The organism is Enterobacter mori (genome assembly GCF_025244905.1).
GTDB classification, from domain to species: Bacteria; Pseudomonadota; Gammaproteobacteria; order Enterobacterales; family Enterobacteriaceae; genus Enterobacter; species Enterobacter mori_A.
The window spans coordinates 4,245,071-4,264,819 of sequence record NZ_CP104285.1 but is presented as its reverse complement, the minus strand read 5'-3'; the positions used below and the strand labels follow the sequence as shown (position 1 = coordinate 4,264,819).

Annotated in this window: 17 protein-coding genes; 13 read left to right on the top strand and 4 right to left on the bottom strand. The window is 54.9% G+C overall.

Features of this window, described 5'->3' with window-relative positions; all coding sequences use genetic code 11:
• Positions 1 to 159: 159 nt before the first annotated feature.
• The 7 genes from mreB (at position 160) to tldD (ending at position 10,192) form a co-directional block, all read left to right on the top strand.
• Positions 160 to 1,203 (top strand): rod shape-determining protein MreB, encoded by a 1,044-nt coding sequence (gene mreB, locus N2K86_RS20115; protein ID WP_000913396.1) that lies wholly within the window; start codon positions 160 to 162, stop codon positions 1,201 to 1,203.
• A 61-nt stretch (positions 1,204 to 1,264) separates the two neighbouring features.
• Positions 1,265 to 2,269, top strand: coding sequence for a rod shape-determining protein MreC (gene mreC / locus N2K86_RS20110; RefSeq protein WP_010436162.1), 1,005 nt, complete (start codon positions 1,265 to 1,267; stop codon positions 2,267 to 2,269).
• On the top strand, positions 2,269 to 2,757 hold the full coding sequence (mreD, locus tag N2K86_RS20105) for a rod shape-determining protein MreD (RefSeq protein ID WP_010436160.1): 489 nt from the start codon (positions 2,269 to 2,271) through the stop codon (positions 2,755 to 2,757). The genes mreC and mreD overlap by 1 nt, the downstream gene beginning before the upstream one ends.
• A gap of 9 nt (positions 2,758 to 2,766) precedes the next feature.
• Positions 2,767 to 3,360, top strand: a complete 594-nt coding sequence (locus tag N2K86_RS20100) for a Maf family protein (protein WP_126545357.1) — start codon at positions 2,767 to 2,769, stop codon at positions 3,358 to 3,360.
• The gene (gene rng / locus N2K86_RS20095) at positions 3,350 to 4,819 is read left to right on the top strand and encodes a ribonuclease G (protein WP_010436156.1); all 1,470 of its coding nucleotides are present in this window, start codon (positions 3,350 to 3,352) and stop codon (positions 4,817 to 4,819) included. Before N2K86_RS20100 ends, rng begins: the two co-directional genes overlap by 11 nt.
• A 42-nt stretch (positions 4,820 to 4,861) precedes the next feature.
• A complete protein-coding gene (gene yhdP / locus N2K86_RS20090) occupies positions 4,862 to 8,662 on the top strand; it encodes an AsmA2 domain-containing protein YhdP (protein WP_260659747.1) in 3,801 nt (1,266 codons plus the stop codon).
• A gap of 84 nt (positions 8,663 to 8,746) precedes the next feature.
• Entirely contained in the window at positions 8,747 to 10,192 is a 1,446-nt protein-coding gene (tldD, locus tag N2K86_RS20085) for a metalloprotease TldD (protein ID WP_100166534.1), read from the top strand.
• A gap of 46 nt (positions 10,193 to 10,238) precedes the next feature.
• Here tldD and N2K86_RS20080 read toward each other — a convergent pair whose 3' ends face one another.
• Both N2K86_RS20080 and aaeR read right to left on the bottom strand, forming a co-directional pair.
• Positions 10,239 to 10,853 carry a YagU family protein gene (locus N2K86_RS20080; protein WP_260659746.1) on the bottom strand — a complete coding sequence of 205 codons (615 nt, stop codon included), beginning with the start codon at positions 10,851 to 10,853 and terminating at the stop codon, positions 10,239 to 10,241.
• Positions 10,854 to 11,071: 218 nt separating this feature from the next.
• A complete protein-coding gene (gene aaeR / locus N2K86_RS20075) occupies positions 11,072 to 11,998 on the bottom strand; it encodes an HTH-type transcriptional activator AaeR (RefSeq protein WP_042715199.1) in 927 nt (308 codons plus the stop codon).
• Between the two features lie 179 nt (positions 11,999 to 12,177).
• On the opposite strand from aaeR, the gene aaeX reads away from it, so the two are divergent.
• From aaeX to N2K86_RS20050, 5 genes are all read left to right on the top strand, one after another.
• A complete protein-coding gene (gene aaeX, locus N2K86_RS20070; protein WP_003860416.1) occupies positions 12,178 to 12,381 on the top strand; it encodes a p-hydroxybenzoic acid efflux pump operon protein AaeX in 204 nt (67 codons plus the stop codon).
• A gap of 7 nt (positions 12,382 to 12,388) precedes the next feature.
• Positions 12,389 to 13,321: a p-hydroxybenzoic acid efflux pump subunit AaeA gene (aaeA, locus tag N2K86_RS20065; RefSeq protein WP_042715204.1), complete on the top strand. Its 933-nt coding sequence runs from the start codon at positions 12,389 to 12,391 to the stop codon at positions 13,319 to 13,321.
• Positions 13,322 to 13,326: 5 nt separating this feature from the next.
• Positions 13,327 to 15,294, top strand: coding sequence for a p-hydroxybenzoic acid efflux pump subunit AaeB (gene aaeB / locus N2K86_RS20060; protein WP_260659745.1), 1,968 nt, complete (start codon positions 13,327 to 13,329; stop codon positions 15,292 to 15,294).
• 88 nt (positions 15,295 to 15,382) lie between these two features.
• Complete coding sequence (locus N2K86_RS20055) at positions 15,383 to 16,837, top strand: NAD-dependent succinate-semialdehyde dehydrogenase (RefSeq protein WP_260659744.1); 1,455 nt, start codon at positions 15,383 to 15,385, stop codon at positions 16,835 to 16,837.
• Positions 16,838 to 16,882: 45 nt separating this feature from the next.
• The gene (locus N2K86_RS20050; protein WP_010436138.1) at positions 16,883 to 17,155 is read left to right on the top strand and encodes a barstar family protein; all 273 of its coding nucleotides are present in this window, start codon (positions 16,883 to 16,885) and stop codon (positions 17,153 to 17,155) included.
• A gap of 59 nt (positions 17,156 to 17,214) precedes the next feature.
• Here the strand turns inward: N2K86_RS20050 and yhcN are convergent, their stop codons facing one another.
• Positions 17,215 to 17,478 carry a peroxide/acid stress response protein YhcN gene (yhcN, locus tag N2K86_RS20045; RefSeq protein ID WP_010436136.1) on the bottom strand — a complete coding sequence of 88 codons (264 nt, stop codon included), beginning with the start codon at positions 17,476 to 17,478 and terminating at the stop codon, positions 17,215 to 17,217.
• A gap of 376 nt (positions 17,479 to 17,854) precedes the next feature.
• Entirely contained in the window at positions 17,855 to 18,325 is a 471-nt protein-coding gene (argR, locus tag N2K86_RS20040) for a transcriptional regulator ArgR (protein ID WP_010436133.1), read from the bottom strand.
• A gap of 398 nt (positions 18,326 to 18,723) precedes the next feature.
• On the opposite strand from argR, the gene mdh reads away from it, so the two are divergent.
• Positions 18,724 to 19,662: a malate dehydrogenase gene (mdh, locus tag N2K86_RS20035; protein ID WP_010436131.1), complete on the top strand. Its 939-nt coding sequence runs from the start codon at positions 18,724 to 18,726 to the stop codon at positions 19,660 to 19,662.
• Positions 19,663 to 19,749: the final 87 nt, after the last annotated feature.

The following is a 19,749-nucleotide window of genomic DNA, read 5'->3' as shown; positions in this document are numbered from 1 at the left end:
CAGCCCTGAGGGAATCCGGGGATGCATTTGTAACAAAGGAAACGTACTGCACAAATTTTCACCGCTGCAGATGATTTTTGCGCCTTGTCGCTGCTGCGTGTGGTTGGTAAAGTAAGCGGATTTTGTTTTCCGCCCCAGCTTTCAGGATTATCCCTTAGTATGTTGAAAAAATTTCGTGGCATGTTTTCCAATGACCTGTCCATTGACCTGGGTACCGCGAATACCCTTATTTATGTAAAAGGACAAGGCATCGTATTGAATGAGCCTTCTGTTGTGGCCATTCGTCAGGATCGTGCTGGCTCGCCAAAAAGCGTGGCCGCAGTGGGTCATGACGCGAAGCAGATGCTGGGTCGTACCCCTGGCAACATTGCCGCCATCCGCCCAATGAAAGACGGCGTTATCGCTGACTTCTTCGTGACTGAAAAAATGCTTCAGCACTTCATCAAGCAGGTTCACAGCAATAGCTTCATGCGCCCAAGCCCGCGTGTGCTGGTGTGCGTGCCCGTTGGCGCGACTCAGGTTGAACGTCGCGCAATCCGTGAATCCGCACAGGGTGCCGGTGCACGTGAAGTGTTCCTGATTGAAGAACCAATGGCCGCGGCAATCGGTGCGGGTCTGCCTGTTTCCGAAGCGACCGGTTCTATGGTGGTGGATATCGGTGGTGGTACCACTGAAGTGGCCGTTATCTCCCTGAACGGCGTGGTGTACTCCTCTTCCGTACGTATTGGTGGTGACCGTTTCGACGAAGCCATCATTAATTACGTGCGCCGTAACTACGGCTCTCTGATTGGTGAAGCCACCGCAGAGCGTATTAAGCACGAAATCGGTTCTGCTTACCCAGGAGATGAAGTTCGCGAAATCGAAGTTCGCGGGCGTAACCTGGCTGAAGGCGTTCCACGTGGCTTTACCCTGAACTCCAACGAAATTCTGGAAGCGCTGCAAGAGCCGCTGACCGGTATTGTGAGCGCGGTAATGGTTGCGCTGGAGCAGTGCCCGCCAGAGCTGGCGTCCGATATCTCCGAGCGCGGTATGGTTCTGACCGGTGGTGGTGCGCTGCTGCGTAACCTCGACCGCCTGTTAATGGAAGAGACAGGAATTCCTGTCGTAGTTGCAGAAGATCCACTGACTTGCGTTGCCCGTGGTGGTGGCAAGGCGCTGGAAATGATCGACATGCACGGCGGCGACTTGTTCAGCGAAGAGTAGTCATTGTGAAAGGGTAGCGCATTGCTACCCTTTCTCTCTGACGCGAGAATACGCATAGCCTATGAAGCCAATTTTTAGCCGTGGCCCATCGCTACAGTTTCGCCTTATCCTGGCGGTTCTGGTTGCGCTTGGGGTCATTATTGCCGATAGCCGCCTCGGTACGTTCAGCCAGATCAGAACGTACATGGATACCGCCGTCAGTCCTTTCTACTTTGTATCAAATGGTCCCCGTGAACTGCTCGACTCCGTTTCTCAAACGCTGTCTTCACGCGACCAACTCGAACTCGAAAACCGGGCATTACGTCAGGAACTGCTGCTGAAAAACAGCGAACTGCTGATGCTAGGACAGTACAAGCAGGAAAACGCGCGTCTGCGCGAGCTGCTCGGCTCGCCGCTGCGTCAGGATGAGCAGAAAATGGTCACGCAAGTGATCTCTACCGTCAACGATCCTTACAGCGATCAGGTGGTGATCGACAAAGGCAGCGTCAACGGTGTATACGAAGGCCAGCCTGTTATCAGTGATAAAGGCGTTGTGGGTCAGGTCGTGGCGGTTGCCAAACTGACCAGCCGCGTGCTGCTGATTTGTGATGCCACCCATGCACTGCCGATTCAGGTTCTGCGTAACGACATTCGCGTGATTGCGGCCGGTAACGGCTGTACGGACGATCTGCAACTCGAACATCTGCCTGCCAACACGGACATCCGTGTGGGGGACGTGCTGGTGACGTCAGGTCTGGGCGGACGCTTCCCTGAAGGTTATCCCGTTGCGGTTGTCTCTTCCGTGAAGCTGGATACGCAACGTGCGTATACCGTCATCCAGGCGCGTCCGACCGCCGGTTTACAGCGCCTGCGCTACCTGCTGCTGCTGTGGGGAGCCGATCGTAACGGTGCCAATCCGATGACGCCTGAAGATGTGCATCGCGTGGCGAATGAGCGTCTGATGCAGATGATGCCTCAGGTTCTCCCTGCGCCAGACGCGATGGGACCGCCTGCGCCTGTACCGGCTCCTGCTACGGGATTAACGCAGCCGCCACCGCCACCTCAAGTCTCGGGTGGAGGGCAGTAGTGGCAAGTTATCGTAGCCAGGGACGCTGGGTGATCTGGCTCTCATTCCTTATCGCATTGTTGCTGCAAATCATGCCCTGGCCGGACGACATCCTCGTTTTCCGGCCAAACTGGGTATTGCTCATTTTGCTCTACTGGATCCTCGCCCTGCCGCACCGCGTAAATGTGGGCACAGGTTTTGTGATGGGTGCCATACTGGATCTCATTAGTGGCTCTACGCTTGGCGTACGCGCGTTATCCATGAGCATTATTGCGTACCTCGTCGCACTCAAATTCCAGCTCTTTCGTAACCTCGCGCTCTGGCAACAGGCGCTGGTGGTGATGTTGTTATCACTTGCTGCGGATATCGTTGTTTTCTGGGCAGAGTTTTTAGTGATCAACGTCTCTTTCCGACCGGAAGTGTTCTGGAGTAGTGTAGTAAACGGTGTGCTCTGGCCATGGCTGTTCCTGCTGATGCGTAAAATTCGCCAGCAGTTTGCCGTGCAGTAAAAGGTTTCTATGACGTCTATCTATCTTGCCTCTGGTTCTCCGCGTCGTCAGGAGTTGCTCACTCAGTTGGGCGTCTCCTTTGAACGTATCGTTACGGGTATTGAAGAAAAACGGGCTGAGGGTGAAAGTGCTCAGCAGTATGTTTCCCGTCTGGCACGTGAAAAAGCGCAGGCTGGCGTGGCGCAAACGCCGCGTGACCTTCCGGTACTGGGGGCGGATACCATCGTTATCCTTAACGGTGAAGTGCTGGAGAAACCGCATGACGCTGACCATGCAGCGCGAATGCTACGTAAAATGTCCGGGCAAACGCATCAGGTGATGACAGCTGTTGCGCTGGCGGACAGTCAAAACGTGCTGGATTGCCTGGTCGTGACGGACGTGACGTTCAGAGTGCTTACCGACGACGAGATCGCCGCTTACATTGCCAGCGGTGAACCGATGGATAAAGCAGGTGCATACGGTATTCAAGGGTTGGGTGGCTGTTTTGTCAGGAAGATTAATGGCAGCTATCACGCCGTAGTCGGCTTACCGCTGGTGGAAACGTATGAGTTGCTGAGCAATTTTAACTCACTGCGTGAGGGAAGGGATAATTATGACGGCTGAATTGTTGGTAAACGTAACGCCCTCGGAAACCCGTGTGGCCTACATTGATGGTGGCATTCTTCAGGAAATTCATATTGAGCGTGAAGCGCGACGCGGAATCGTAGGCAATATCTACAAAGGTCGTGTCAGTCGTGTACTACCGGGTATGCAGGCGGCTTTTGTAGATATTGGGCTCGATAAGGCGGCATTTCTTCATGCTTCCGACATCATGCCGCACACCGAGTGTGTGGCAGGTGAAGAGCAAAAACAGTTTGCCGTCCGCGACATCTCCGAGCTGGTGCGTCAGGGCCAGGATCTGATGGTGCAGGTGGTGAAAGATCCGCTGGGTACTAAAGGTGCCCGTCTGACCACCGACATCACGTTACCTTCCCGTTACCTGGTCTTTATGCCGGGAGCATCGCACGTGGGGGTTTCCCAACGTATTGAGAGCGAAACCGAACGTGAACGTCTGAAAAAAGTGGTCAGCGCCTACTGCGACGAACAGGGCGGGTTTATCATCCGTACCGCCGCGGAAGGGATCAGCGAAGAAGACCTGGCATCCGATGCGGCCTACCTCAAGCGCGTCTGGACCAAAGTGATGGAGCGAAAAAAACGCAACCAGACTCGCTATCAGCTGTACGGTGAGCTGGCGCTCGCGCAGCGTGTTCTGCGTGATTTCGCCGACGCGCAGCTTGACCGTATTCGCGTGGATTCCCGCCTGACCTATGAAGCGCTGTTGGAATTTACCGCCGAGTACATCCCGGAAATGCCGGGCCTGCTGGAGCACTACTCTGGCCGCCAGCCGATTTTCGACCTCTATGATGTCGAAAACGAAATCCAGCGCGCGCTGGAGCGTAAGGTCGAGCTGAAATCCGGCGGCTATCTGATCATCGATCAGACCGAAGCGATGACGACCGTGGATATCAACACCGGGGCGTTTGTCGGCCATCGCAATCTGGATGACACCATCTTCAACACCAATATCGAAGCCACGCAGGCCATTGCTCGCCAGCTTCGTCTGCGCAATCTGGGCGGCATTATCATCATCGACTTTATCGATATGAGTAATGAAGACCATCGTCGTCGCGTGCTGCACTCGCTTGAGCAGGCGCTGAGTAAAGATCGCGTGAAAACCAGCATCAACGGCTTCTCGCAGCTGGGTCTGGTGGAAATGACCCGGAAACGGACCCGCGAAAGCGTGGAACATGTGCTGTGTAACGAGTGTCCAACCTGCCACGGACGCGGTACGGTAAAGACGGTTGAGACCGTCTGCTATGAAATCATGCGGGAAATCGTGCGTGTCCATCATGCCTACGACTCAGACCGTTTTCTGGTCTATGCTTCCCCTGCGGTGGCGGAAGCCCTGAAAGGCGAAGAGTCGCACGCGCTGGCGGAAGTGGAAATCTTTGTCGGCAAGCAGGTAAAAGTCCAAATCGAGCCGCTCTATAACCAGGAGCAGTTTGACGTAGTCATGATGTAAACCGCAGTTCGCTGCGAGACCAAAGCTGACAAGGAGAGATGCGTGAGGCGATTGCCGGGGATTTTACTGCTTACAGGGGCAACGCTGGTCGTGATTGTCGCGTTGCTCGTGAGCGGGCTACGCCTCGTCCTGCCGCATCTGGATAGCTGGCGTCCGCAGGTGCTGGCGAAAATCGAATCCGCCACCGGTGTGCCGGTGGACGTGAGCCAGATCAGTGCGAGCTGGCAGAACTTCGGTCCAACGCTCGATGCGCGGGATATCAATGCCAGCCTGAAAGACGGCGGCCATCTGAAAATTAAACGCGTAACGCTGGCGCTGGATGTCTGGCAAAGCCTGCTGCATCTGCGCTGGCAGTTTCGCGATCTCACCTTCTGGCAACTCCAGTTCCTGACCAATACGCCGCTGCGTAGTGGCGACGGCGATCAGGGACTGGAAACCAACCGCATCAGCGATCTCTTCCTGCGCCAGTTCGATCACTTTGATCTCCGCGACAGCGAGGTGAGCTTTATTACCCTCTCAGGGCAGCGTGCCGAGCTGGCGATCCCACAGCTGACCTGGGTGAATGGTAAAGATCGTCATCGTGCCGAGGGACAGGTGAATCTCTCCAGCCTGAATGGGCAGCATGGCGTGATGCAGGTGCGTATGGATCTGCGTGACGACAATGGGTTACTGAACAACGGTAAGGTATGGCTGCAGGCCGACGATGTGGATGTGAAACCCTGGCTGGGTGACTGGCTGCAGCAAAACATGCAGTTGGAAACCGCTCGTTTCAGCCTTGAAGGCTGGATGACGCTGACAAACGGAGAATTCGCCAGCGGGGACATCTGGTTGAAGCAGGGGGGCGCGAGCTGGAAAGCGGAGAATCAGCAGCATCAGCTTTCCGTGGATAATCTCACTGCGCACGTGACTCAGGAAAAAGAAGGCTGGCAGTTTGCTATTCCCGATACGCGCATCACCATGGACAACAAGCCGTGGCCACGCGGTGCGCTGACGCTGGCCTGGATGCCGGAACAGGATGTCGGCGGGGCAAGCAGCAAACGCAGTGACGAGCTACGTATTCGCGCCAGCAATCTGGATCTGACCGCCATCGAAGGGCTGCGCTCAATGGCCGCAAAACTCTCGCCTGACCTTGGTGAGATCTGGCTGGCCACGCAGCCGAGCGGGACGATCGACGCCCTGGGGCTGGACATTCCGCTTCAGGCGACGGAAAAAACGCGCTTCCAGGCCACATGGAAAGACCTGGCGTGGAAGCAGTGGAAACTACTGCCAGGCGCAGAACACTTCAGCGGCAAACTGGAAGGTAGCGTGGAAAACGGTAGGCTGACGGTCGATATGCACGACGCCAAAATGCCGTATGAAACCGTCTTCCGCGCTCCTCTGGAAATCGAGCATGGCAATGCTACGCTGAGCTGGCTTAAAAATGACAAAGGTTTTCAGCTCGATGGCCGCGATATTGATGTCAAAGCCAAAGCTGTACATGCACGCGGGAATTTCCGCTATCTGCAGCCCGAAGGCGATGAGCCGTGGCTGGGTATTCTGGCGGGCATCAGCACTGACGATGGCTCGCAGGCCTGGCGCTACTTCCCGGAGAACCTGATGGGCAAAGCGCTGGTGGATTACCTGAGCGGCGCGATCCAGGGTGGGCAGGCGGACAACGCCACGCTGGCCTATGGCGGTAATCCGCATCTGTTCCCTTACAAGCATAATGAAGGTCAGTTCCAGGTGCTGGTGCCGCTGCGCAACGCCACCTTCGCCTTCCAGCCGGGTTGGCCTGCGCTGAAAAATCTGGATATTGAACTCAACTTCCTCAATGACGGATTGTGGATGAAGTCAGACAGCGTTGCGCTGGGTGGTGTGACGGCCAGCAATCTGACGGCAAATATCCCAGACTATTCCAAAGAGAAGCTGCTCATTGATGCGGATATCAACGGCCCAGGCAAGGCGGTTGGGCCGTACTTTGAGGATACGCCGTTGGATGATTCACTGGGAGCTACCCTTCAGGAGCTACAGTTGGATGGCGATGTGAGTGCTCGCTTACATCTGGATATCCCGCTGGACGGTGAGATGACCACCGCGAAAGGCGATGTTCGTCTGAACAACAATAGCCTGTACATCAAACCGCTCGACAGCACGCTGAAAAACCTCACCGGTCAGTTCAGCTTCGTGAATGGCAACCTGAAGAGTGAGCCACTTAAAGCCAACTGGTTCAACCAGCCCGTCAATATTGATTTCTCAACCACCGAAGGGGAAAAGGCCTATCAGGTGGCAGTTAATCTGGATGCTAACTGGCAGCCTTCCAGAATGGACGTTTTGCCAAAGCCAGTCGCGCAATCGGTTGATGGTGCCGTTTCCTGGAATGGTAAGGTGGCTATCGACCTGCCTTATCACGCCGGAGCGCGGTATAAGGTCGATATCGCTGGCGATATGAAAAACATCAGCAGTCAGCTTCCCGCGCCGCTGGATAAAAAAGCCGGGCAGTCGCTGCCGGTGAAGCTCAGTGTCGATGGCAACCTCAATAGCTTCGAGCTAACCGGCAGCGCAGGCGGGACAAACCACTTCAACAGCCACTGGCTGCTTAACCGCAAGCTTACTCTCGACAGAGCCATCTGGACGACTGACAGTCGCACCATGCCGCCGCTGCCTGAACAGGCAGGCATTGAACTTAACCTTCCGGCGATGGATGGTGCTGAATGGCTGGCGCTGTTCCAGAAAGGCGTGGGGCAAAACGTTGATCAAGCCGCTCAGTTCCCGCAGACCATCACCCTTCGTACGCCTGCGCTGACCCTGGGCGGACAGCGGTGGAATAACCTGAGCATTGTCTCGCAGCCGACGAGCAACGGCTCGAAGGTTGAGGCACAGGGCAGGGAAATTAACGCCACGTTAAATATGCGCGATAACGCACCGTGGCTGGCCGCGATCCGCTACCTCTACTACAACCCGACCGTCGCGAGCAGCAAAGACCAGGCCGCTGGCCCGTCGCCGTTCAGTAACGCTTCCCGTATTGATTTCAGCGGCTGGCCCGATCTGCAGCTACGCTGCGCTGAATGCTGGCTGTGGGGGCAAAAGTACGGACGCATTGACGGAGATGTTGCCATCAAAGGCAATACGCTGAGCCTGACCGGTGGGCTGGTCGATACCGGCTTTGGTCGCCTGACGGCTGCGGGCGAATGGGTCAATAACCCAGGCGAGCAGCGCACCTCGCTGAAAGGCGACATCAAGGGCAACAAGCTGGACGCAGCGGCTAACTTCTTTGGCATCAGCACACCGCTTCGCGGCTCGTCATTTGACGTCAATTACGATCTGCACTGGCGCGCGGCGCCGTGGAAGCCGGATGAGGCTTCGCTTAACGGTATACTGAAAACCCAGTTCGGTAAGGGGGAAATTGCCGATGTGAGTACGGGGCGCGCCGGGCAGATCCTGCGCCTGCTGAGTTTTGATGCCCTGCTGCGCAAGCTGCGCTTCGATTTTAGCGACACCTTCAGCGAAGGTTTCTACTACGACTCCATTCGCAGTACGGCGTGGATCAAGGACGGCGTTCTGCACACTGACGACACGCTGGTGGACGGCCTGGAAGCGGATATCGCCATGAAAGGCTCGGTGAACCTCGTGCGTCGCGAGCTGGATATGGAAGCCGTGGTGGCGCCGGAAATTTCCGCGAGCGTAGGCGTCGCGGCGGCCTTTGTGGTGAACCCGATTGTCGGTGCGGCGGTGTTTGCCGCCAGTAAAGTGTTGGGGCCACTGTGGAGCAAGGTCTCGATTCTGCGTTACCGCATCACCGGTCCGATCGATAAACCGCAGATTAACGAGGTGCTGCGCCAGCCGCGCAAAGATGCACAGCAATGATTTGACGTGGGCAGGTAATTGCCTCACTCTCAATAAATACGATCTTTTTACCGCCACGGGCGGCAACGAACGAGTAGCAATACGATGAGTCTGAACCTGGTAAGTGAACATTTGCTCGCAGCGAACGGCCTGAGCCATCAGGACCTGTTCTCCATTCTTGGTCAACTGACCGAACGCCGCCTCGACTACGGCGATCTCTATTTCCAGTCGAGCTATCACGAATCCTGGGTTTTAGAAGACAGCATCATTAAAGATGGTTCTTATAACATCGATCAGGGCGTCGGCGTGCGTGCCGTCAGCGGCGAAAAAACCGGTTTTGCCTATGCCGACCAGATTAGCCTGGCTGCCCTGGAGCAGAGCGCGCAGGCCGCGCGTACTATCGTGCGTGATACGGGTGATGGCCGCGTGAAAACCCTGGGCGAAGTGCAGCACGCTGCGCTCTACACCAGCATCGACCCTCTGCAGAGCATGAGCCGCGAAGAGAAGCTGGATATCCTGCGTCGCGTGGACAAAGTGGCGCGCGCTGCGGATAAACGCGTGCAGGAAGTGTCTGCCAGCCTGAGCGGCGTCTATGAACTGATTCTGGTGGCAGCGACCGACGGAACCCTGGCCGCTGATGTGCGTCCGCTGGTGCGTCTCTCTATTAGCGTGCAGGTCGAAGACGACGGCAAGCGTGAGCGTGGCTCAAGCGGCGGCGGTGGTCGTTTTGGTTATGACTGGTTCCTTGGCGACGTCGGCGGTGAAGCGCGCGCTGACGCGTGGGCAAAAGAAGCCGTGCGTATGGCAATGGTGAATCTCTCAGCTGTCGCGGCTCCCGCGGGATCATTCCCGGTTGTTCTGGGCGCTGGCTGGCCTGGCGTGCTGTTGCACGAGGCGGTGGGCCACGGTCTGGAAGGCGATTTTAACCGTCGCGGGACGTCCGTATTCAGCGGTCAGATTGGGCAGCTCGTCTCCTCTGAACTGTGTACCGTCGTGGATGATGGCACCATGCTCGATCGTCGCGGCTCGATTTCTATCGACGACGAAGGTACGCCAGGCCAGTACAACGTGCTGATTGAAAACGGCGTGCTGAAAGGCTACATGCAGGACAAACTCAACGCGCGCCTGATGGGCGTTGCGCCGACGGGTAACGGCCGTCGTGAATCCTACGCACACCTGCCGATGCCGCGCATGACCAACACCTATATGCTGCCGGGCCAGTCCACGCCGCAGGAGATTATCGAATCCGTCGATTACGGGATCTTCGCGCCAAACTTTGGTGGCGGCCAGGTGGACATCACCTCCGGTAAGTTTGTTTTCTCCACGTCAGAAGCGTATTTGATCGAGAAAGGCAAAGTGACCAAAGCGGTGAAAGGCGCGACGCTGATTGGCTCCGGCATTGAAGCCATGCAGCAGATCTCCATGGTCGGCAACGATCTGAAGCTGGATAACGGTGTGGGCGTCTGCGGTAAAGAGGGTCAGAGCCTGCCGGTTGGCGTGGGCCAGCCAACGTTGAAAGTGGACAACCTGACGGTGGGCGGCACAGCCTGACCTGACTATGCATAAATAAAGGCGCTACTGATGTAGCGCCTTTTTTTCAACGTAAGTTACCCAGCGGTATTTCCGGATCCGGCTCGTGAGTGATGCGATTACGCAAATCACGACGAATGATTTCGATCGACCAGAACCAGACCAGATGGCCCACGATCTCTGACACGTGTTCATACCACGGCAGCTCAAATAGCGGTGGCGTCAGCCCCATCAGCGGGAAGGAGATCATATGAACAAAAAGCTGAGCTAACGCACCCGCCAGCAAACCTTGCCAGAGTTTAATTTTCGGGAAGACTTCAGCAACTACGCAATAACCTACAGCGAACACGATTGAGAAAATAATATGTGTTACGCCGACCCAGTTAAATATATGCCCGGCAAAAGTATAAACCGCCGCGTTAGGATCGACGACCCCCAGCCAGTCGCGTAAAAATACATAAGGTGGGTTTAAAAAGTTGCGGGAACAGTCAATCTGACTTGCGGCTCTAATTAATTGCTCTGGGCCACATGCGCCGGTGAATAAATCAGTCGGGCTGCGCGGCGGAAGCGGCACCTCGGCTCCCCATTTGACAAACGCGGAGACAATCCCGGCAATTAAACCGATGAACGCGGCGAGTCCATAGCGCCTGCGTGAAGGCGGTGTTTGTTCGAATATATTCATTTCTTTTCCTTGTTTAACGTCATCCTGCGGAATACATTTTATTATTCATGTTAGTAACAAATATATAACAGTCTGATGCTCAGACTGCTTATAAGGTAAATGGCGGGTGGCGGGAGTGTCAATTAGCCATTACTGAGAGGGGGCGGAATGATTCCTGAATGAATGTGAGTACCATCCAGGAAATAATCATGCCAAATATGATTGTAGCGATTATTTTATTACTCCTTTCTTCTGCCGCGCATCCCCTGAAACAGCTCCGCCACTTCGACAAAATACTCGGTCAGATAGTTAATACACACCTGTACTTTGAGGGGCAGTTTGTCCTTCTCGGTATACAGAGCGTAGACCGGACGCGGATCGGACTGGTAACGTGGAAAGAGGATCTCCAGTACGCCGCTGTTGATCTCATTGATCACCCACATCAGCGGCACGTAAGCGATCCCGGCTCCGGCCACCAGCCAGCGGGAGATAGTCATCGGATCGTTGGTGACGAACCGGCCTTCCGGCAGCAGTTTGGTGGAGATCCCTTCCGGGGCAATCAGTTCGAATTCGTTATCCGGGCGCACGCTGTACTCCAGCCAGGAATGGTTGCTGAGATCGGCTGGCTTCTCCGGAACGCCGTACTGAGCCAGATAGCTCTTTGAGGCGCAGACCACCATCGGCATGCTGCCCAGCCGACGCGAAAAGAGGCTCGAATCTTGTAACGCACCGACGCGGATCACCACATCTAATCCGTCGGCGATCAGGTCCGGCGCAGGGATACCCGTCACCAGATTCACCGTTAAACCCGGATACTCTTTCAGCATTTCCGCCGTCATGGCAGCGAGAACATTTTGTGCCATAGTTGAAGAACACCCAATGCGCAGCGTACCGATGGGGGTGTTGTTGAAGGCGTAGAGCTGTTCGTGCACATCCTGCACTTCGTGCATCATTCGACGGCAGCCCTGGTAATAAATTTTACCGGCTTCCGTCAGGCCAATGCTGCGGGTACTGCGGTTGAGCAGCTTCACCTGCAGCTCATCTTCCAGTTTTGACACCGTCTGGCTGATGGAAGAGACACTCATCTGCAATTGACGCGCAGCGGCGGTAAATGAGCCGAGCTCCACCACTTTGGCGAAGACGGACATGCGTTTTAAACGTTCCATTGTTCACTCTGGCTTAAAAGTGATTTAGATCACATATTATAGATAACAGCATAACAGTTACGTTAATATATTATTAATTACATAACGGCTGCGCCATTCTCGCCCGGCGTTTCTTGCTCTCCCGCGGTGGCGTGCGCTAAAAAATTCTGTAGCCTGCACTCTCTCTTATCAAGGTCAACATGAGTCTGTTTCCCGTTATCGTGGTGTTCGGTCTGTCGTTCCCACCGATATTTTTCGAGCTTCTTTTATCACTGGCGATCTTCTGGCTGGTGCGCAAGGTGCTGGTCCCTACCGGGATCTACGATTTCGTCTGGCACCCTGCATTGTTCAATACCGCGCTGTATTGCTGCCTGTTCTATCTGATATCGCGCATGTTTGTCTGAGGTTGATGTGAAAACGCTAATAAGAAAAGTCTCCCGCACTGCCATCACCATGGCGCTGGTCGTTCTGGCGTTTATCGCCATTTTCCGCGCCTGGGTTTATTACACTGAATCACCGTGGACGCGCGATGCGCGTTTCAGCGCCGATGTGGTGGCGATTGCCCCCGACGTGGCCGGTCTTATCACCGCGGTTAACGTCCACGATAACCAATTAGTGAAAAAAGATCAGGTTCTGTTCACCATTGACCAGCCTCGCTATCAAAAAGCGTTAGAAGAGGCGGAAGCGGACGTGGCCTATTACCAGGCGCTGGCTGCGGAGAAGCGCCGCGAGGCTGGCCGCCGTAATCAGCTGGGCGTTCAGGCAATGTCCCGCGAAGAGATCGACCAGTCCAACAACGTGCTGCAAACCGTGCTGCACCAGTTGGCGAAAGCGCAAGCAACGCGCGATCTGGCGAAGCTCGATCTGGAACGTACCGTGATCCGCGCCCCGTCCGATGGCTGGGTCACTAACCTGAACGTCTATGCCGGGGAATTCATTACCCGTGGCTCTACCGCCGTAGCGCTGGTTAAGCAGCACTCTTTCTACGTGCTCGCCTATATGGAAGAGACCAAGCTGGAAGGCGTACGTCCAGGGTATCGCGCGGAGATCACGCCGCTCGGCAGCAATCGTGTGTTTAAAGGCACCGTCGACAGCGTTGCCGCAGGGGTGACTAACTCCAGCAGCTCTAACGATACCAAAGGGATGGCGACGGTGGATTCCAACCTGGAATGGGTTCGTCTGGCGCAGCGCGTGCCGGTACGTATCCATCTGGATGAGCAGCAGGGGAACCTGTGGCCTGCGGGCACCACGGCAACGGTGGTTATCACCGGGGAAAAAGACCGCGATGCCAGCCAGGACTCCATTTTCCGTAAAATTGCCCACCGCCTGCGCGAGTTTGGTTAATCGTTATGGGTATCTTTTCCATCGCCAGCCAGCACATTCGCTTCGCCGTGAAGCTGGCATGTGCCATCGTGCTGGCGCTGTTTGTCGGCTTTCACTTCCAGCTGGAAACGCCCCGCTGGGCGGTGCTGACGGCAGCTATCGTTGCGGCTGGCCCCGCCTTTGCCGCGGGCGGCGAACCCTACTCTGGTGCGATCCGCTACCGCGGTATGCTGCGTATCGTCGGGACGTTTATCGGCTGTTTCGCCGCGCTCGCCATCATTATTTTGATGATCCGCACCCCTCTGCTGATGATTATGGTGTGCTGTATCTGGGCAGGGTTCTGCACCTGGATCTCTTCGCTGGTAAAAGTTGAAAACTCCTACGCATGGGGGCTGGCGGGCTATACCGCGCTGATCATTGTCATCACCATTCAGTCCGAACCGCTGCTTGCTCCGCAGTTTGCGGTTGAACGCTGCAGCGAGATTGTCATTGGTATTGTCTGCGCGATCGTTGCGGACCTGCTTTTCTCCCCGCGCTCCATTAAGCAAGAAGTGGACCGTGAGCTCGACGCGCTGATTGTTTCCCAGTACCAGCTGATGCAGTTGTGCATCAAGCACGGTGACAGCGAAGAGGTCGATAAAGCGTGGAGCGGCCTGGTGCGCCGCACGCAGGCGCTGGAGGGGATGCGCAGCAACCTCAATATGGAATCTTCGCGCTGGGAGCGTGCCAACCGTCGCCTGAAAGCGATCAATACCGTTTCCTTAACGCTGATCACTCAGGCGTGCGAAACCTATCTGATTCAGAATACCCGTCCGGAGGTGGTAACGGACACGTTTCGTGAGCTCTTTGACGAGCCGGTCGAAACGGTGCAGGACGTGCACAGACAGCTCAAGCGCATGCGTCGCGTCATCGCCTGGACGGGTGAACGCGATACGCCGGTGACGATTTATACCTGGGTCGGTGCTGCGACGCGTTACCTGCTGCTTAAGCGCGGTGTGACGGGTAATACCAAAATCAGCGCGGCGGAAGAAGAGGTACTACAGGGCGAAGTGGTGATCAAGCCGGAATCCGCCGAGCGCCATCACGCTATGGTCAACTTCTGGCGCACCACGCTGGCCTGCATGCTCGGCACACTGTTCTGGCTGTGGACCGGCTGGACTTCCGGTAGCGGTGCGATGGTCATGATTGCCGTCGTTACCGCGCTGGCGATGCGTCTGCCCAACCCGCGCATGGTCGCTATCGATTTCCTCTATGGCACCATTGCCGCACTGCCCATTGGTGCGCTCTACTTCCTGGTGATTATTCCGTCGACACAGCAAAGCATGCTTCTGCTCTGCATTAGCCTGGCGGTAATGGCATTCTTTATTGGGATAGAAGTGCAGAAGCGCCGTCTGGGATCGCTGGGTGCGCTGGCCAGTACCATTAACATTATTGTGCTGGATAACCCGATGACCTTCCATTTCAGCCAGTTCCTCGACAGCGCGTTAGGTCAGCTGGTGGGCTGTTTCCTGGCGATGATGGTGATTCTGCTGGTGCGGGATAATTCTCAGGCGCGGACCGGTCGTGTGCTGTTGAATCAGTTTGTGTCGGCTGCCGTATCATCCATGACAACCAACGCCGCACGCCGTAAAGAGAACCACCTTCCGGCGCTTTACCAGCAGCTGTTCCTGCTGCTCAATAAATTTCCGGGGGACGTTGCCAGGTTCCGTCTGGCGTTAACCATGATCATCGCGCACCAGCGCCTGCGGAATGCGCCTGTGCCGATTAACGACGATCTGTCTGCCTTTCATCGCCAGTTGCGCCACACGGCCGACCACGTGATCGCGGCATCCAGCGATGACAAACGGCGTCGCTATTTTAAACAGCTGCTTGAAGAGTTAGATATCTACCAGGAGAAGCTCAAGGTGTGGGACGCGCCGCCTCAGGTCACCGAGCCGGTCGGACGATTGGTCTTCATGCTGCACCGCTACCAGAATGTCCTGACTGACAACTGAGTGAGATTAAAAACCGACGCCAAAAGCGTCGGTTTTTTTGTGGCTATACTTAGTTCTGCAGGCTCTTACATTCAGGAAGGGAGGACACATGACTACCCAGGCTCTCCAGGACAACATTCTTTTTCAAAACGGATATCTTGTTAACGGCATCTGGAAAACACTCGACACCACGTTTGACGTGCTGAACCCGGCAACAGGTGACGTGATCGCCAAAGTGGCGAAAGCCGGTAAAGCGGAAACCGAAGAAGCGATTGCCGCTGCGACCAAAGCCTTCCCCGCGTGGCGCGCCAAAACCGCGAAGGAGCGTTCGACGATCCTCTATCGCTGGTATGAGCTGATTATCGAAAACAAAAGCTGGCTTGGGCGGCTAATGACCACCGAACAGGGCAAGCCCCTGAAAGAAGCCGAGGGCGAAGTGGAGTATGCCGCCAGCTTTATTCAGTGGTTTGCTGAGCAGGCCAAGCGCGCAAACGGTGAAATTATCCCTCCGGTTAAACCCGGCTCCCGCATTCTGGCGACCCGAGAACCCATCGGCGTGGTTGCTGCCATTACGCCGTGGAACTTCCCGATGGCGATGCTCACCCGCAAGCTCGGTCCGGCGTTGGCCGCAGGTTGTACCGGCGTGATTAAACCCGCCAACAATACACCGCTGAGCGCTTTTGCACTGCTCACACTGGCGAAGCAGGCCGGTGTGCCAGACGGCGTACTCAATGCGGTGGCGGGCAATACGCATGAAATCAGCGACGCGATCATGGCCAGCCATGATGTGCGCAAAATCTCGTTCACCGGGTCAACCTCAGTGGGGAAAACCCTGGTGCGCAACGCTGCCGAGACGATGAAGAAAGTTTCAATGGAGCTGGGGGGCAATGCGCCCTATATCGTTTTTGAGGATGCAGATATTGATGCAGCCGTTAAGGGCGCGATTGCGAACAAGTTTCGCAATGCCGGTCAGGTCTGCGTCAGCGTAAACCGTTTTTATATTCAGGAAACGGTCTATGACAAGTTTGTGAACCAACTCGCCGATGCGGTAAACGCATTGAAAGTCGGCAACGGTCTGGAAGAGGGCGTCGTTGTTGGCCCACTGATTGACGCTTCCGCCGTCGATAAAGTACGCGAACATGTGGAAGATGCCGTTGCAAAAGGCGCCACGGTGCTGACGGGCGGCAAAGCGCATTCCCTCGGCGGCAACTTCTGGATACCTACGGTACTCGGTGATTGCCATGAAGGGATGAAGCTGGCGGAAGAGGAGACGTTTGGCCCGGTGGCTGCCTGCTTCCGGTTTACGTCGGAAGATGAAGTGATTATGCGCGCCAACAACACGCCTTACGGGCTGGCGGCCTATTTCTACACTCAGAACCTGTCGCGAGTGTTCCGCGTCTCGCAGGCGATTGAAAGCGGGATGATTGGAATTAACGAGTGTGCCGTCTCCACCGAACTGGGACCGTTTGGCGGCGTAAAAGAGTCCGGGCTGGGGCGCGAAGGTTCCGTGCTGGGGCTTGAAGAGTTTCTGGAAGTCAAAACCCTGCATATCGGGGGATTATAATAGACAGGGCGGCATATTCCGCCCGCCTGTACCGGGTGGCTGGCAATGAAAACGTATACCTTTGATTTTGACGAAATCGACAGTCAGGACGACTTTTATCGAGAATTTACCCGGGTATTCAACCTGGAGCGGGAAAGCGTCACCAACCTGGATACGCTGTGGGATGTGGTTACCGGCAGTCAGTTGCCATTACCGCTGGAGATCGAGTTCATTCATTTGCCCGACAAGCTGCGCAGACGCTTTGGCGCGCTGATCCTGCTGTTTGATGAAGCCGAAGAAGAGCTGGAAGGACAGTTGCGTTTTAATGCGCGACATTAAAAAAAAAGCCCCTGACCGTGAGGCCAGGGGCAAGTCGTATGCTTAGATACGACGAGGGTTTATTTATACAGTTCAGCAGTTGCGTGCCAGGTGTCACCGCTACGCGCCTCAATGATGCGATAGGAGGATGCACCTTTTTCTTCCGCTTTCTTGTTCAGCATCTCATGCATATCCATCGGAGACGTCCCGACCGCGCCAATAGACACCGTGCCGATTGCCTCACGGGATTGCGCCTGATCTGCGTTGATGGAGTCAGCCGCAAAAGCGCCAAATGACAGGACAGACAGGATACTCAGAGCCGCTACAGTAGTTTTGATTTTCATGATTCTTTACCTCGTCGAATTTTTTAGTGGGGTCTTGCTTTGTGACCCTCATCACAAAATCAAGTATACACTAATAACGCGATAAATTAATACCAGACTAATTGTTTCATGTGTAATTACGTGTTAACGGGTAAGATTTATATAACGAAAACGCATAAAAATGGTTGTTTTATCATCAGATTATGAGGGTTAACTCAATAAAATCATAGAGATATGGCGCTTTGATTTTTTGTGCGGTTTTGCGCCATAGCATTCACTGGGTGAATGTTAATGGCTGGTAAAAAGCACTATTTGTCAAAGTATGAGGCAGTAGAAAAGAGGGGGTAACGTAGCGGGGGGAGAACAATACCCCGCAGCCAGGCCGCGGGGAGGAGGATTACAGTTCCTGTTCGAACAGGACCAGAATCGCTTCGTAGAGATCTTTAACTGAGAAACCGTTTGCCGGGGTTGTAAAGATGGTGTCATCACCGGCGATGGTGCCGAGGATCCCTTCCGCTTTACCTAATGAGTCCAGCAGGCGAGCAATCAGCTGCGCCGCGCCAGGGCTGGTATGGATAACCACCACGGCATCGTTATAGTCGATGTCGAGGACCAGGTTCTTCAGCGGGCTGGAGGTAGTCGGCACGCCAAGTTCAGCTGGCAGGCAATAGACCATTTCCATTTTGGCATTGCGGGTACGCACTGCGCCAAACTTGGTTAACATGCGGGAGACTTTCGACTGATTGATGTTTTCGAAGCCTTGTTCCTGCAACGCCTGAACAATTTCTCCCTGAGAACTGAATTTCTCTTCTTTGAGTAGCGCTTTAAACGCCTTCACTAATTCTTCTTGCTTAGACGAGCTTCGCATAAGTCACCCGGAATATGACGATAGGAACAACATTATTATGCATGTGGATGAATTTTTATGCAAACTATCTACCTGGCGGTAGGCTGAAATAATGTTATGAAAGGGAGTGATTTTATCAGATTTCGTTATCGGAAAACATGCCTGGGTCACGCCGCGCAAATAAGCTTAAAAGTAAATTAAATGTTATCAAAATGATGTTGTTTTGGTGGCGTGGCAAGGTGTATTGTAACCACCTCTTATTTCGTTGCTGCCCGCTGCCCGATAGCATTCAGGCGAAGGTGAAAGACGCGCGACCTCAAATTCTTTAGCTACGAAAATTGTAATTATTTACTCGCTGAATTATGGTCGCCGCAACGGAGTTACAGATACTTAAAGTTAACCATAATAAGGAGTTTAGGATGAAAGTTGCAGTCCTCGGCGCTGCTGGTGGTATCGGCCAGGCGCTTGCCCTACTACTGAAAACCCAACTGCCTTCAGGCTCAGAACTCTCCCTGTACGATATTGCTCCGGTAACCCCAGGTGTGGCGGTTGACCTGAGCCACATCCCGACCGCTGTGAAAATCAAAGGCTTCTCCGGTGAAGATGCGCGTCCTGCGCTGCAGGGTGCTGACGTCGTACTGATCTCTGCGGGTGTGGCACGTAAACCTGGTATGGATCGTTCTGACCTGTTCAACGTCAACGCGGGCATCGTGAAAAACCTGGTTCAGCAGATCGCTGAAATCTGCCCGAAAGCCTGTATCGGTATCATCACTAACCCGGTGAACACCACCGTCGCTATCGCAGCTGAAGTGCTGAAGAAAGCGGGTGTTTACGACAAGAACAAACTGTTCGGCGTGACCACGCTGGATATCATCCGTTCAAACACCTTCGTCGCTGAGCTGAAAGGCAAGCAGCCAACGGAAGTGGAAGTGCCGGTTATCGGTGGTCACTCTGGCGTGACGATCCTGCCTCTGCTGTCGCAGATCCCAGGCGTGAGCTTCACCGAGCAGGAAGTGGCTGACCTGACTAAACGCATCCAGAACGCGGGCACCGAAGTGGTGGAAGCGAAGGCGGGTGGCGGATCTGCAACCCTGTCTATGGGTCAGGCGGCGGCACGTTTCGGTCTGTCTCTGGTTCGTGCTCTGCAGGGCGAGAAAAATGTTGTTGAATGCGCTTACGTTGAAGGCGACGGCGAACACGCTCGCTTCTTCTCTCAGCCGCTGCTGCTGGGCAAAAACGGTATTGAAGAGCGTAAATCCATTGGTACGCTGAGCGCGTTTGAACAAAACGCGATGGAAGGTATGCTGGATACGCTGAAGAAAGATATCACTCTGGGCGAAGAGTTCGTTAACAAGTAAAACGTCCTCTCCCTTTGTAGGCCGGGTAGGCGTAAGCGCCACCCGGAAAAAAAAACCGAAGCACAGGCTTCGGTTTTTTTATACACA

Bases quoted from the DNA above. Each gene is read 5' to 3' on its own strand.
- N2K86_RS20050 (WP_010436138.1), top strand. From the start codon at position 16,883: ATGAAAACGTATACCTTTGATTTTGACGAAATCGACAGTCAGGACGAC.
- aaeB (WP_260659745.1), top strand. From the start codon at position 13,327: ATGGGTATCTTTTCCATCGCCAGCCAGCACATTCGCTTCGCCGTGAAG.
- aaeX (WP_003860416.1), top strand. From the start codon at position 12,178: ATGAGTCTGTTTCCCGTTATCGTGGTGTTCGGTCTGTCGTTCCCACCG.
- mdh (WP_010436131.1), top strand. From the start codon at position 18,724: ATGAAAGTTGCAGTCCTCGGCGCTGCTGGTGGTATCGGCCAGGCGCTT.
- mreB (WP_000913396.1), top strand. From the start codon at position 160: ATGTTGAAAAAATTTCGTGGCATGTTTTCCAATGACCTGTCCATTGAC.
- N2K86_RS20055 (WP_260659744.1), top strand. From the start codon at position 15,383: ATGACTACCCAGGCTCTCCAGGACAACATTCTTTTTCAAAACGGATAT.
- argR (WP_010436133.1), bottom strand. From the start codon at position 18,325: ATGCGAAGCTCGTCTAAGCAAGAAGAATTAGTGAAGGCGTTTAAAGCG.
- N2K86_RS20100 (WP_126545357.1), top strand. From the start codon at position 2,767: ATGACGTCTATCTATCTTGCCTCTGGTTCTCCGCGTCGTCAGGAGTTG.
- yhcN (WP_010436136.1), bottom strand. From the start codon at position 17,478: ATGAAAATCAAAACTACTGTAGCGGCTCTGAGTATCCTGTCTGTCCTG.
- aaeR (WP_042715199.1), bottom strand. From the start codon at position 11,998: ATGGAACGTTTAAAACGCATGTCCGTCTTCGCCAAAGTGGTGGAGCTC.
- tldD (WP_100166534.1), top strand. From the start codon at position 8,747: ATGAGTCTGAACCTGGTAAGTGAACATTTGCTCGCAGCGAACGGCCTG.
- rng (WP_010436156.1), top strand. From the start codon at position 3,350: ATGACGGCTGAATTGTTGGTAAACGTAACGCCCTCGGAAACCCGTGTG.
- N2K86_RS20080 (WP_260659746.1), bottom strand. From the start codon at position 10,853: ATGAATATATTCGAACAAACACCGCCTTCACGCAGGCGCTATGGACTC.
- mreC (WP_010436162.1), top strand. From the start codon at position 1,265: ATGAAGCCAATTTTTAGCCGTGGCCCATCGCTACAGTTTCGCCTTATC.